This is a genomic window from Chryseobacterium turcicum (genome assembly GCF_021010565.1).
Lineage (GTDB): Bacteria > Bacteroidota > Bacteroidia > Flavobacteriales > Weeksellaceae > Chryseobacterium > Chryseobacterium turcicum.
The window spans coordinates 1,268,006-1,280,345 of the sequence record NZ_JAJNAY010000001.1 but is presented as its reverse complement, the minus strand read 5'-3'; the positions used below and the strand labels follow the sequence as shown (position 1 = coordinate 1,280,345).

General features: G+C 31.8%; 15 protein-coding genes. 9 read left to right on the top strand and 6 right to left on the bottom strand.

Annotation, left to right across the window (positions count from 1 at the left end):
* Positions 1 to 41: 41 nt before the first annotated feature.
* The gene (locus LO744_RS05880) at positions 42 to 560 is read left to right on the top strand and encodes a hypothetical protein (RefSeq protein ID WP_230667778.1); all 519 of its coding nucleotides are present in this window, start codon (positions 42 to 44) and stop codon (positions 558 to 560) included.
* A gap of 99 nt (positions 561 to 659) precedes the next feature.
* Here the strand turns inward: LO744_RS05880 and LO744_RS05875 are convergent, their stop codons facing one another.
* Both LO744_RS05875 and LO744_RS05870 read right to left on the bottom strand, forming a co-directional pair.
* Positions 660 to 1,211, bottom strand: a complete 552-nt coding sequence (locus tag LO744_RS05875) for a DNA-3-methyladenine glycosylase I (protein WP_230667776.1) — start codon at positions 1,209 to 1,211, stop codon at positions 660 to 662.
* 85 nt (positions 1,212 to 1,296) lie between these two features.
* Complete coding sequence (locus LO744_RS05870) at positions 1,297 to 1,827, bottom strand: NAD(P)H-dependent oxidoreductase (protein ID WP_230667774.1); 531 nt, start codon at positions 1,825 to 1,827, stop codon at positions 1,297 to 1,299.
* 89 nt (positions 1,828 to 1,916) lie between these two features.
* Between LO744_RS05870 and LO744_RS05865 the strand changes: the two genes are divergently transcribed.
* Positions 1,917 to 2,279 (top strand): winged helix-turn-helix transcriptional regulator, encoded by a 363-nt coding sequence (locus tag LO744_RS05865; protein ID WP_230667772.1) that lies wholly within the window; start codon positions 1,917 to 1,919, stop codon positions 2,277 to 2,279.
* 125 nt (positions 2,280 to 2,404) lie between these two features.
* On the opposite strand, the gene LO744_RS05860 is transcribed toward LO744_RS05865, so the two are convergent.
* The gene (locus LO744_RS05860; protein WP_230667771.1) at positions 2,405 to 3,304 is read right to left on the bottom strand and encodes an EamA family transporter; all 900 of its coding nucleotides are present in this window, start codon (positions 3,302 to 3,304) and stop codon (positions 2,405 to 2,407) included.
* A gap of 162 nt (positions 3,305 to 3,466) precedes the next feature.
* Between LO744_RS05860 and LO744_RS05855 the strand changes: the two genes are divergently transcribed.
* The 4 genes from LO744_RS05855 (at position 3,467) to LO744_RS05840 (ending at position 6,245) form a co-directional block, all read left to right on the top strand.
* Positions 3,467 to 3,823: a hypothetical protein gene (locus LO744_RS05855; RefSeq protein ID WP_230667770.1), complete on the top strand. Its 357-nt coding sequence runs from the start codon at positions 3,467 to 3,469 to the stop codon at positions 3,821 to 3,823.
* A gap of 49 nt (positions 3,824 to 3,872) precedes the next feature.
* Positions 3,873 to 4,889 (top strand): TQO small subunit DoxD, encoded by a 1,017-nt coding sequence (locus LO744_RS05850; protein WP_230667768.1) that lies wholly within the window; start codon positions 3,873 to 3,875, stop codon positions 4,887 to 4,889.
* 229 nt (positions 4,890 to 5,118) lie between these two features.
* The gene (locus LO744_RS05845) at positions 5,119 to 5,625 is read left to right on the top strand and encodes a hypothetical protein (RefSeq protein ID WP_230667766.1); all 507 of its coding nucleotides are present in this window, start codon (positions 5,119 to 5,121) and stop codon (positions 5,623 to 5,625) included.
* 8 nt (positions 5,626 to 5,633) lie between these two features.
* Positions 5,634 to 6,245: a hypothetical protein gene (locus LO744_RS05840; protein WP_230667764.1), complete on the top strand. Its 612-nt coding sequence runs from the start codon at positions 5,634 to 5,636 to the stop codon at positions 6,243 to 6,245.
* Positions 6,246 to 6,314: 69 nt separating this feature from the next.
* Here LO744_RS05840 and LO744_RS05835 read toward each other — a convergent pair whose 3' ends face one another.
* Entirely contained in the window at positions 6,315 to 6,758 is a 444-nt protein-coding gene (locus LO744_RS05835) for a hypothetical protein (protein WP_230667762.1), read from the bottom strand.
* 223 nt (positions 6,759 to 6,981) lie between these two features.
* On the opposite strand from LO744_RS05835, the gene LO744_RS05830 reads away from it, so the two are divergent.
* The 3 genes from LO744_RS05830 to LO744_RS05820 all read left to right on the top strand — a co-directional run bounded on the left by LO744_RS05830 (position 6,982) and on the right by LO744_RS05820 (position 9,573).
* The gene (locus LO744_RS05830) at positions 6,982 to 7,620 is read left to right on the top strand and encodes an alpha/beta hydrolase (RefSeq protein WP_230667760.1); all 639 of its coding nucleotides are present in this window, start codon (positions 6,982 to 6,984) and stop codon (positions 7,618 to 7,620) included.
* Between the two features lie 95 nt (positions 7,621 to 7,715).
* The gene (locus tag LO744_RS05825) at positions 7,716 to 9,041 is read left to right on the top strand and encodes an aspartyl protease family protein (RefSeq protein ID WP_230667758.1); all 1,326 of its coding nucleotides are present in this window, start codon (positions 7,716 to 7,718) and stop codon (positions 9,039 to 9,041) included.
* A 1-nt stretch (position 9,042) separates the two neighbouring features.
* The gene (locus tag LO744_RS05820; protein ID WP_230667756.1) at positions 9,043 to 9,573 is read left to right on the top strand and encodes a hypothetical protein; all 531 of its coding nucleotides are present in this window, start codon (positions 9,043 to 9,045) and stop codon (positions 9,571 to 9,573) included.
* A gap of 361 nt (positions 9,574 to 9,934) precedes the next feature.
* On the opposite strand, the gene LO744_RS05815 is transcribed toward LO744_RS05820, so the two are convergent.
* Positions 9,935 to 10,963 carry a L,D-transpeptidase gene (locus tag LO744_RS05815; RefSeq protein ID WP_230667754.1) on the bottom strand — a complete coding sequence of 343 codons (1,029 nt, stop codon included), beginning with the start codon at positions 10,961 to 10,963 and terminating at the stop codon, positions 9,935 to 9,937.
* A 381-nt stretch (positions 10,964 to 11,344) separates the two neighbouring features.
* Complete coding sequence (locus LO744_RS05810) at positions 11,345 to 12,187, bottom strand: XAC2610-related protein (RefSeq protein WP_230667753.1); 843 nt, start codon at positions 12,185 to 12,187, stop codon at positions 11,345 to 11,347.
* Between the last annotated feature and the right edge of the window lie 153 nt (positions 12,188 to 12,340).

The window sequence follows — 12,340 nt, the reverse complement described above, 5'->3', positions numbered from 1 at the left end:
CAGGTTTTAAATAACGATTAACAAATAAATACTTTTATAAAATGATAAAATTCTTAAATATAATAGGGTGTGTTTTCTGTTTTTCGTTTCTTTCTTGCCAATCTGTTCAGAATATAGAAAATAAGCTTTTAAAAAAAGTGACTAAATTTGGTAATCATCCAATTGAAGGAACGGTTTATAACAAACTATATGTAATGGAAGGTACATACATTACCCATAGAGATTTTGAGCCCATATTTCCCAAACTTGAAATACACAGAGGTTCTGACCCTAAAAAATATGAAGACTATCTCATCCTGTACGACAATGGAAAAGTTGATGAGTTTTATGCAGAAAATATCCATTCAGCTTATCAATTATTAGATAGGTCGTCATCTTCTAGTTTTTACGGTGTAATTTATAAGAAGGATCAGAAAATAATTATTGAAACCATTGTAGCGTTTAAAATGGGTGGAGGATATGGAACCAACAAAAAATCTGTAAAAATAATTAGCAAAAAAATATACATACAAGATGTTGGGAAATGTTCTGTATATGTTTTAGCAGAAAATATTCATTAAAATAAGTTTAAGCTAAAGCCGAATTGAATGTTACTTTAAAAAATGGGCTGAAGCCCATTCCTATTGAATAAAATCCAAAAAAAATTCTTAACCTTAACCTCAATCTACAAGCCACATCGGATTATGCTTCAAAATTTCCTCATTCACAGTACAATCTTCTGCATGAGCTCCTTTTAAATAACCAATGCTCATTAAAAATTCATTTACAATTTCTCCGCCGGTAAATTTGAATGTTTTTTTGAAAATTTTCATCCATTCCTGCAGCGTTTTGGGATGATGATGTTCCAGCCATTTTTCAAAAGAACCGAACTCTTTTTGAAGTTCTATAATCCTTTTGGCATTTTCTATGGCAGCGTTTACCTTTAGTTTATTTCTAATAATTCCTGGGTCACTGAGCAGTCTTTCACGGTCTTCTTCTGTGTAAATAGCGATTTTTTGTATGCTGAAATTATCATACGCTTTCCTGAAACTTTCTTCTTTTTTTAAAATAGTTTCCCAGCTCAATCCTGCCTGATTGATTTCCATAATCAATCTTCCAAACAATTCATTATCATCATGAATCGGAAAACCGTAATGATTGTCGTGATATTTTTTGTGAAGCTCTTTTCTGCTTTCGGGCTGCATTCTTTCGACTGCTGAACAATAACTCATGAGAATAGTTTTTTCTGTTGGAAAGGCTAAGATAAAACAAACTGCTGACAACTGTCTGTCAGCAGCTTGTTTTATTGAGCTATTTTTACAATTTATCGATAAAATCAAGATATAAAGGAACACTTTTCTCAATCCATTCTGGGGAAGGAGTATGCTCCATTCCATAATAAACAAAAGGTTCTCTGTAATCTGCTTTTATATATTCAAAAGTCAGTTCAAAAGGTCTCAACAATTCAATCATTGTGTATTTATATTTTCCTTCGGCGCTGTAATCTTCATCATCCACTCCTACCGATACTGCCAAAGCAATCTTTTTTTGCCCTACTTTAAATCCACTTTTACTTCCATATGCCCAACCGTGTAAAAGAACTTCATCCAGCCATTTTTTCAATAATGGCGGACTGCTAAACCAATAAAACGGAAACTGGAAAATAATTTTGTCATACGCTTCAACCAATTTCTGTTCTTTCTTAACATCGATATTTTCGTCAGGATAATTTTCATATAGTTGATGAACTGTATATTTTTCGGGAAACTTTTTCAATTCTTCCACCCATCTTTTGTTGATTAACGACTCTTCCATTTTTGGGTGAGTAACGATTACTAATGTTTTCATATTTTAAATTTCTTTTACAAAAATAATAGGTGTAACTTACATTTTGTACATTAGCAACCCATTGTATGGTACTATAAAAAATGTAAGTAATGACTAAAATAAAGGAAACTTCAACCAATTTTGCCAATAAGAAAGCTCTCATCGATGAATGTCCCGAGCTGTATGCTTCAAAATTAATTGGCGGGCAGTGGTCTTTGGCCATTTGCAGTTATCTGATTAATGGGAAACTCAGATTCGGAGAACTCAGAAAAAGCTTAGGAAATATTACAGAACGTATGCTTACGCTGCAACTGCGAAGACTGGAAGAAGATAAAATTATCACAAGAACCGTTTTTGCAGAAGTTCCTCCCAGGGTTGAATATGAATTAACAGAAATCGGTTCTCAACTAAAACCCGTTATTGAAGAATTGGAAAAATGGGGAATTATACACAAAAAAGCCTTTAAATCTTAAAAGATTTCTTTATTATTGATTTTCGTCCAATTAGTTTGATATAATTCTCGCAGATTAAAAGCATAGAAATAAATCTGCTCAATCTGTAAAATCAGCGAGATATTTTTTGATTTAACTTTAAATATTTATCCTGCTGTTGTTGCTTTTAGTCTAAAAATTTCTTTTGCATTAAAAATAATAACCGCCAAAAATATGATTCCATAAGATAGGATTTGCAAACCTCCAAGCGCTTCATGATAAACTGCTCCTGCTAAAATAAAGGCAATAATCGGGTTAATATTAAGAATCATGCCTACTTTTGATGAGGCAATTCCCGATAATGCGTACAAATTCAACAATAATGGAACAATGGTGTACATTATTGCGATGATTTCAATATAAAAATAGAAAGTAAAATCGGTAGGAATAGTTCCCGAATATTTCGGAAAAAACGGCAAAAGAATGAGTGCTGACAAAATCATGTGGAAGTTAAGAACCAGAAACTTATCAAATTTCTTATTGGTACTTTGAACAATCAGATAACAGGCGTAAGTAGCGCCAATCAAACTACTGTACAACATATCAAGAAGATTGGAATACGACAGCAGAATACATCCTACCCCACTTAAAATCACCGAAAGCCATTGTAGTTTTGTCAGTTTTTCGCGAAGAATAAAAAAAGCAAGAATCGTTGTGATAATCGGGCATACAAGATAAGCAACAGAGGTAGCTCTCACACTGATATGATTCATCACATAAATAAACGAAAACCAATTTCCCGTAAGTAAAATACTGCTTAAAACATTTAAACCTATTGTTCTGTATTTACTTTTCTGTGAAATACTCTGAAAATATTTCAAATTATTTTTAAGCTTTGCTCTTCTGAAAAGAATGGTAACAACCGACATAATCAAGGCACAACTAAACACTCTGTAAAAAAGAATATCTAAAGAAGCATACGAATGCAGTGGTTTTAAAACCAGACTGAATGTTCCCCAAGTTGCAAATGCAAAAATGGCGGCTAAATAATATTTAAGATTCTTCAATTGAAGTAAGGGTATTTTATTGCTTTAAAGAGAGACAAAGATAAGAAATATGGAAGTTGTGATGGCGTGCTTCAATATCATGTTTTCAAATATTTTTTTGAGTGTAGCACTTTTAATTTTGAAAACCGTAGTTTTGTAACGATGTCAAAATTAAAATCCCATATGAAAATATACAGAGCCATTGTAATAATGCTTGCTGTAGCGTTTTCGTTATCTCCCTGTTCATTAAAGAGGGAGGTTTTGGACATTTTTGATATCCAGCACATCAGTGCTCTTAATAAAATAAAAACTACAGCATCCTCATTTTCTGGTTGCCAGAGTTTTCATTCTTCTACAAAAGTTTCAGTTTCAAAATCTGATTTTAAGTTTAAACAAATTCCATTTTCTGGTTTTTTACAATCGGTCAATTTAAATTCTGAGAAGCATACTTTTTCTCAAAAATCGTATTCTGGAAACACTTCCGGGAACAGTCCTCCAAAGTATATTTTATTTAAACGTTTGAAATTGAATCTTGTTTAGACTTAGTTCTAAATCAATTTTCACAATCAATCTTTTAAAATAAACTTTAATGACAAAAAATATGACCAATCAGCCTGCTGATATGGCTGGTTTATATACATTATCAATCCGCCTTGTAATTGGCTGGACCTACTTTTCGGCTTTCTGGCGCAGACTCATCCTTGAAAACAAACTCATTCCCGATGAAGCCGGATATATTGGCGAAAAATTCAATCATTTTTTACCCAATGCTTTAGGAATAAAACCCATTATTGAATATCTGGTGACTCATCCGGATGCTCTTCATACTTCCATGGTAAGCTTTACCATCATTGAAGCTATTGTAGGATTATTTATTATCCTAGGCTTGTTCACAAGACTAATGGCTGCAGGAGTTTTTGCCTTGGCAATGGGGATTTTACTCGGTTCTGGCTGGATAGGAACAACCTGTTTAGACGAATGGCAAATCGGAGTTTTGGGAATCGCCTGCGGTTTCACCCTTTTTCTTACAGGCAGTGGAACTTATTCTTTAGACCACTATTTTAAAAATAAAGGATACCGTTTCACCCATAAAAAATGGTTTACTTATCTGGGTTCTGGTGTACTCCCTCTTAAAAACATTAAACGTTTTGTACTTGTAGGTTCGCTGCTTATTTTTGGACTTACCTTATACACCAATCAGTATTTTCATGGGGGTGTTTTTGGAACGCTGCATAATAAATCTGTAAAACCAAAGGTGGAAATTTCCAATATAAAAATCAATCCGTCGCAGGTAAAGTTTGAGGTTTACAGAACGGAAGGTGTCGATGTGTACGGCTCTTTTCTTATCGGAATCGAGTTATTAAATGAAAATGGGGAAGTGATTCAATCAATGAATGGCGTTGAGCTTTCAAAGTTTTCTAAAGAAAAAATTCACAATCATTATGTGGCAAAAGTAAAGCCTGGAAAGCACAGTTTAATTATTCCCCTAGGTGCAAAAGCTGATTTAATGATTGATTTGAAAGATAATTCTTCTCTATCCGGAAAAGTTTCAATGATTAAATTGACTGATATCAGCGGTGCAGAGTGGATTGCGGAAATCAAATAATTTTAATTCAGAGTTTGTTTAATTGAAAAATTATTTAATTCTCGCAGATTTTGCTGATTAAGCAGATTAATATCTCTATTTTCCATCTGCTTAATCTCTGTAATCTGCGAGAGTTATATAAAAACTGATTATAAAAAATTAAAGCCAATCATATAGAATTTAGAACATTAAGAATTCAGAAGCTTTTTATTTTGTAAATTTAAACGAATAACCAATTTAAAAATAAGCTATGAAAAACTCAATTACTCTGTTTCTTTTTCTCACCTTCTTAAGCTTCGGAAGTTTTAAAGCCCAGAAAATATCTGACGGAGAAACTGTAGATATCAACGGAATGAAAGTGAGCTTTAACATTCTCAACAAAGAAAGTATACAAGCCGGAGGAAAAAACTTTGACCGCTACAAAGTATCAGCTTCTGTAAAAAATACATCAGACAAATCTTACAATATAAGACTCACCTCTTATCCTCAAATTGTAATGGATACCGGAATTGTAGAACTCGATTGCGTAAATGCTACGGGAGCAAAACTGACCTCTAAAAAAATTCAACTAAAAATGAAAACCCAGTTGATTAATGTATCTTACACCGCATACGACAAGTCTGGAAAATCGGTTACCAATATACTTCCTGTCATTGGAAGTTATTATTTTGATTCCGGAGATACTATTAATGATAATGCCATCTTTATTGTTCCACAAGGTGAAAAACCTGAAGTGACGGTAAGAAATTTAAGATAATTAAAATTATGACTCGATATTTATTTTTCTGCTTTCTGATTATCCCATTCAATTTTTTGTTGAGTCAAAACAACCTGAAATATGATAAAATTTTGAAAATTGAAAATCTAAAATTTAATAATCAGGAAATTCGGGTTTATAAAGATTACCAAACTTCTACCGGTTTAGAACTTTTTAGATTGTATCAGGATGACAATGAAAACTGGAAAGCTGAATTTTACAACACCGTTGCTTCAAAAAATAATAAAGATGAAATAACAATCAGGACAAGGAAGTCTACATTAAATTCTTTGAAAAATCTGGAAATGATTTGGTTGCAAATTCTCGACACTCAAGTTATTCATCTTCCTCAATGGGAAGCGTTTCAATACAAACTAAAAACAGTCAAAAAAGAATATCAGATTGAAGACGGAGAATTGCTTTCATCTTATTCTAAAATTGCTATTGTAGATGGGGCATCTTTTTATGTGAAAATTAAAAATGGTAAAGTAGAAAATGAGTTTACCTATTTTAGTCCTGAATCTTATTTAGAAATATATCCCAATGTTGATGAATTACTTTCACTTAAAGAATTGCTAACTCTTATCAGAAATGAATTTAATATTTTTATAAAACATTAAATTCTAAAACACAAAAAAAAGCACCTCTGCAGTATAGAGGTGCTTTTTTGTATTATAAATTGATATTAATTATAATTCTAGGAAACTATGTGCTACTGCAACGTTTTTAGTCCCGCTACCTTGAATAGTATCTGTTTTTGCAACTTCTCCATCGATGTAGATTGAAACAATCAGTTTAGAATCAGTATTTAAAAGGTTTGCATTTGCCGCTAGATTTAATTGTGACTGGCTAGAGTTTACAAAAAACTCACCGCTCGTCCAAACCAATCCAGGAGAGTCAAATAATTGTTCCTGCTTTATTCCTACCTGGCTGATGATTGTCTTGAAAGTACTTAGAGGAGGATTAGCACCTGTACCGCCATTAACTATTTTTGCCTCAAACTGTACCAAGTGGTCTTGAAACTCGTCTTCGTCATCGTCTTTACAAGAATTAGAAACAGTAGCTGTCGAAAATAATATCGCTGCTAAAAATGAAAGTCTAAGTAAATTTTTTGATTTGTAAAATTGCTTCATTTCTCCAAATAGATTTTTTAATGTTTCAAATATAGGTTTTTTATCAATATAAAAATAACTTTTATGAAAATTTTCCAATAAAGATTTCTAAATACTATCAAATCAATAAAAGACGAGAACCGCATTAGGAACAGATTTTTTGGTACCTTATTATTATTTCAAACTCATTATCAGCTTCAAAAATTATCATTTTAAAATAACTCAATATTATTATCTTTGCTTTATGAATTTAGATTACATCGTAAGAGAACCCGAACATATTAGTCCCATCACTCCCATTCTTTTTATGCTTCACGGCTATGGCAGCAATGAACAAGACCTTTTCAGTTTCAGAGAAAGCCTTCCTGCAGACTGGATTATTGTGAGTTTCAGAGCTCCAAAAGCCACTCAATTTGAAGGATATTCTTGGTTTGATATTGATTTTAATAATCCTGAACAATTTATAGATATCGACCAAGCTAAAGAAGTATTAGAAAGTATTTTAGCAAACATCATGGCGATTACCAACAAATATGGTCTTACAAAAAATAAAACTCATCTTTGTGGCTTCAGCCAAGGGGGAATTTTGTGCTACAGTTTAGCTTTAAAATACCCTGAGCTTTTTAATTATGTTGCTTGTCTAAGTGCTTATCCTGAAGAGAAATTATTGACGGATATTGTGAAAGATAAAAAGAAACTGGAAAATCTCCGCTTTTTTGTATCTCACGGAAGCGACGATGCAATTATCCCAATGGAATGGGGAAGAAAAGCTGCAGATTTGCTGTATGATTTGAGCTGCTATTTTACATTCAGAGAATATATGAGCGGTCATGGGGTTAATCAAAAAAACTACATCGACTTGATGGAATTTTTCTCAAAATAATATTTAAAAATCATTTTCAATTTTCAAAATACTAAACATTCTTATAAAAGAATGTTTTTTTTGTATAATATCATATATTTCACTAAATTCAATGAATGAAAATACGATTTTTAATATTGATTTTATTGTATAGCATTTTCATTAATGCTCAAAATAATTTTGAGATTAAAGATGAAAATAAAGTCGTCATTCCTTTTAAACTCATTAATAATTTAATCTTCATTCCTATTAATATTAATGGAGCCGACCTTACCTTTATGCTGGATACCGGTGTAACAGAAAACACAATTTTCAGCCTCGAAAACAAAGAAATAAAGCTAGGTACCATGGAAAAAATGAAATTTTCCGGACTTGGTGGTAATAAAAGTATTGAGGGATATAAATCTGATTTAAATACCGGAAAAATAGGAAAAAATTTCATCAACGATTCTTTGATGGTTTATATTATTCAGGATGAAGAATTTAACATTTCGTCCCATATAGGAATTCCTGTAAATGGGTTTATAGGCTATCATTTTTTTAAGGACTACCCTATTATTATCGATTACACTTCAAAAAAAATTACCGTTTTTAAAGACCGCGCACTTTTTGAAAAGAAAATAAAAAAGTTTGATGCTTTTCACATTTCTGTTGAAAAAAACAAGCCTTACATCATGGCTGATGTAGAAATGACCAACGAAAAAAAAACTTCAAAACTGCTTATCGATATTGGGAACAGCGACCCAATCTGGTTGTTTCCTGTTTTAATTAAAGATTTTGTTTACAACAGACCCAATATTGAAGATTATTTGGGAAGAGGTTTTAATGGAGATATTTATGGCAAAAGAAGCCGAATTCATCAACTTAATCTGGGCGATTTTAAGTTTGAGAAACCTCTTACTGCAATGCCTGACGAGTTTTCTATTCAGCATATTAATTTAGCAAAAGACAGAAAAGGCTCTATTGGAGGAGAGATTATGCGAAGATTTACGGTAGCTTTTGATTACAAAAACGAAAAATTATATCTTAGAAAAAACAAAAATTATGATGATCCATTCCATTTTAATATGAGCGGACTCGATTTTAAACAAGACGGTCTACAATGGGAAAAAGATTATCTGACTTTTAAAACTCAAAATGAAAAATCATCATCGGGAGAAGTTCAAACTTTTAATAGTAATTTACAATATAAATTTGTTTTAAAACCTATATTTTCTCTTTCTGGAATAAGAAAAGATTCTCCTGCAGATAAAGCAGGTTTAAAAAAAGATGACCAATTACTCATCATCAACGGAAAGAAAACTTCAGATATGACGCTCAATAAAATAATGGATATCATGAAATCTGAAGAAGGAAAAACAATCAATATGACTGTAGACAGAAAAGGTCTGGAGCTTAAATTTTCTTTCACCTTAGAAGACCCAATTCCCTATCAAGATTAATATGGAAACAAAAGAAACGACCTTAGACAAAATAAGAACCCGCCCGAGATTTAAAATGTACACGCATCTCACCAAGGAAACGTATGCCGAAAATCTAAAAAAATATTTAATTGAGCATAAAGATGAATTTATAGGAAATGTAAACACCGAAGTTGCAACGATTTCTGTTTTAACCAAAGACGACAATTACTGGAAACCTTGTTTAGCGCTCAGAACTGAGCTTGATGAAGAAATTACGGTGATTAGAGGCGTTTTTGGGCCAAGTTCTGCAGTATGGACGTTTTTTATGTTTCTCTATTTCTTGTTTACTATTTCGTGGATGACGTTTTTTACCATGTATTATGTAGAAAAGCAAATCAACAGCCACGAATATCCTTGGGCTTTGCATGCTTCATTTTTAATGCTTATTTTAATTGCTATCACTTACGCTGCAGCAAGATTTGGACAAAGTAAGGCGAAAGGTGAAATGAAAAAACTCCGCAAATTTGCGGAGGAATCTACTTTAAAATTTGAAAAAATAGTTGAGTCTTAAAGTTGGTGTAAAAAGCTAATATGACTTACGTACTATAAAGCAATGAATTTTTTAACACATGAGTCACAGAGAGTTTTTATTATTAATTCTACAAAAAAGAACAAATTAGTTTTTGGAAATCTTTGATTTCCTCTACTGTGCTCTAAATATTTTCAAAAACTTTACTAAAAAGCTAATGTGGCTTAAGTACTATAAAACGATGAATCTTTTAACACATGAGTCACAAAGAGTTTTATTGTTATTATGCAAAAAAGAACACAGTAGTTTTTTGGAAATCTTTGATTTCCTCTACTGTGCTCTAAATGTTTTCAAAAACTTTACTAAAAGCTAATGTGACTTATGTGTTTGTTTTGTGAGAAACTTATTTAATTTCTGAAGTTTCAGTTTCCTGAATAGCTGCCTGTGAAGCTTTAGCTGATTTTATAGAATCTGCTACTTTCTCACGGTTGATTTGCTCGAAAACCATTTTTTCAACATTAGGCTGAATCAGTTTGGTCATTTCTTCAACTGAAATATTATTGGCATTAGGGTCATCCAAAAGATTTCTCCAAGGCTTTCTTTTTCCCCATCCATAATCTCCGAAAACCATTACGGGAGTGCCTTTTGCTTTTGTGGTTGCTCCACCCGGATTTAAAATCCATGTATCTGCATAATTGTACAGCCAAATTGCATCATTCAATAATAATCTCAGGCAAGAATGAGAAGCAGGATAACCCGGAAGGTCATATTGATGCCATCCTATTCCATGCGTATTGTGAATATTGAAGTTATAAGGAAGCTTCCATTCGCTTTTTACCGTGGAAATCGCCAATTTCTTTTTCCAATTAGCAAACATTAAACCTCTGTCGGTCTGAGCTGCTTTTTTACCCATACTTGTGGGGCCCCATTTTACTAAAGCTCCGTTTGAATACACTCCGTAAGCCTGAATAGGATATGAAAATATAACAAACTTCTTCACATCACTCAATACATCAAGCTGCATCGGGAAAGGTGAATATGCCATTAAAGTTGTATCTATTTTTGCGGGAACGACCAAGGTATCAGAATTCCATTTGCTTTTGGAATCTAATCTGTTTAATGCTAAAATTGCATATCGCTCTCTTTCAGAATATTTTTTACTAAAAATAGCATACAGAGAGTCTCTCAGCTTTTTATCTTTTGGTATGGCAAAAGCATTATAAAATCCGTTTTCCTGCATCATTGGCGGAGCAGATTCTTCGACAGGTTTTACTTTTATAGAATCTGGATTTGAGGTACTTTTTACAATCTCTTCAGAAAGTGAGTCTGATTGTTCATTTTGGTCAACTGCTTCCTCTTTTTTACAAGAAACGAGACATAATGCAAAAAATAAAGTGTAAAATATTGATTTTTTCAAAGTTAGTTTTTTCATAAATATAATTGTTCATCTGAGTCTGATATAGGCTTACAAATATCAGACCTAAGTTATCAAGATGTTGGATTTTTAACTCTACAATCCTTGATTAAATTTACAAAAAACATCTTTCATTTTAACAATTTTTTTTTTGTGTGCAATAATTGATTGATTACAGATTAAAGCTTAAAATATTAATTCTCACCAACTTCAATATCCAAAAACCTTAGAGCCTATTTAAATTAAAATGAAAATAATTTATCTCGCAGATTTTGCTAATTAGGCAGATTTATTTCTCTGTTTTTAATATGATTAATTTATACAATCTGATTAGAAAAAATCAAAAGCCAATCAGATAGAATTTAAAATAATAAAACTTAAATATGCTTTTAGTATTTTTTATTCGTGCATTTCCTGAGAGCGAACCCAAACGAGTTTTCCGTTTTTGTATTGATAAAAATCTTTCCACCATCTTGCTCCTCCTCTACATTCGCTGGTAATCATTTTTTTATTTTTATCGATTTTAAGATTACACAAACATTCACATTTTGATTTGCTGAAATCTGGCTCGACGAGTTCTTCAAATTTTTTAGTTTTAGCATTATATAGAAAAACGGTAAACATTCTGTAGACTCCAATTCCAGCATCGGGAATTGAAAATGAGATATCATCAAAACCGTCAAAATTGTAATCATCAATAATAGCTTGTCTAGAATAATTTGGATTATCTACATCTGGTAACTCAGTTTTAAACTGATTTGTATCAGAATATTTTATCGTTAAATAATTATCAGCAAAAGTATTGTAAGAAATAAGTGCATCATAAAGTAAAAATTGATTGACTCCATCATACTTTTTGCTTTTATTTTCATCAAGAGCTAACTGAAAAACCCTACCATCCTTTTTTCTGATATATCGAATATCGAAAACATCCCGCAGACCTTCGGTAAGATAATAAGTTCCATTAATTTTTCCATTCACTACTTCGTCCCAAATATAAGAGGTAAAATTTGGCTGATTATATTCTCGTTGGCTGTCATCGATGGCAACGCTTTTTATTTTTAAAGGAATAATTCCTTTCTGACCTTTGTATTGCACAAAAGCTCCTTTACCATGAGTTCCGTAATAAATTTTAAGACCAAATTCTTTCGCCTCGCCAACTGATTTTAAATTAAATGGCTGCGCATGATATCTGCAAGCAAAAATTATAAAAACAAGAACCAATATTTTAAAATTTTTCATCTGTTTAAAAACTTTTATAAATCTAAATTAACTCAATTTTTAAATTGAAAACAAAAAAATACAATAATCTAAAAATCAAATTTAAGAATACCTCTATCAAATCATTAAGCAATAAAAAACCAGCAGCAATAAATTGCTACTGGTTGATTATTA

Bases quoted from the DNA above. Each gene is read 5' to 3' on its own strand.
- LO744_RS05825 (WP_230667758.1), top strand. From the start codon at position 7,716: ATGAAAATACGATTTTTAATATTGATTTTATTGTATAGCATTTTCATT.
- LO744_RS05865 (WP_230667772.1), top strand. From the start codon at position 1,917: ATGACTAAAATAAAGGAAACTTCAACCAATTTTGCCAATAAGAAAGCT.
- LO744_RS05870 (WP_230667774.1), bottom strand. From the start codon at position 1,827: ATGAAAACATTAGTAATCGTTACTCACCCAAAAATGGAAGAGTCGTTA.
- LO744_RS05880 (WP_230667778.1), top strand. From the start codon at position 42: ATGATAAAATTCTTAAATATAATAGGGTGTGTTTTCTGTTTTTCGTTT.
- LO744_RS05850 (WP_230667768.1), top strand. From the start codon at position 3,873: ATGACAAAAAATATGACCAATCAGCCTGCTGATATGGCTGGTTTATAT.
- LO744_RS05820 (WP_230667756.1), top strand. From the start codon at position 9,043: ATGGAAACAAAAGAAACGACCTTAGACAAAATAAGAACCCGCCCGAGA.
- LO744_RS05810 (WP_230667753.1), bottom strand. From the start codon at position 12,187: ATGAAAAATTTTAAAATATTGGTTCTTGTTTTTATAATTTTTGCTTGC.
- LO744_RS05815 (WP_230667754.1), bottom strand. From the start codon at position 10,963: ATGAAAAAACTAACTTTGAAAAAATCAATATTTTACACTTTATTTTTT.
- LO744_RS05855 (WP_230667770.1), top strand. From the start codon at position 3,467: ATGAAAATATACAGAGCCATTGTAATAATGCTTGCTGTAGCGTTTTCG.
- LO744_RS05840 (WP_230667764.1), top strand. From the start codon at position 5,634: ATGACTCGATATTTATTTTTCTGCTTTCTGATTATCCCATTCAATTTT.
- LO744_RS05830 (WP_230667760.1), top strand. From the start codon at position 6,982: ATGAATTTAGATTACATCGTAAGAGAACCCGAACATATTAGTCCCATC.
- LO744_RS05835 (WP_230667762.1), bottom strand. From the start codon at position 6,758: ATGAAGCAATTTTACAAATCAAAAAATTTACTTAGACTTTCATTTTTA.
- LO744_RS05845 (WP_230667766.1), top strand. From the start codon at position 5,119: ATGAAAAACTCAATTACTCTGTTTCTTTTTCTCACCTTCTTAAGCTTC.
- LO744_RS05875 (WP_230667776.1), bottom strand. From the start codon at position 1,211: ATGAGTTATTGTTCAGCAGTCGAAAGAATGCAGCCCGAAAGCAGAAAA.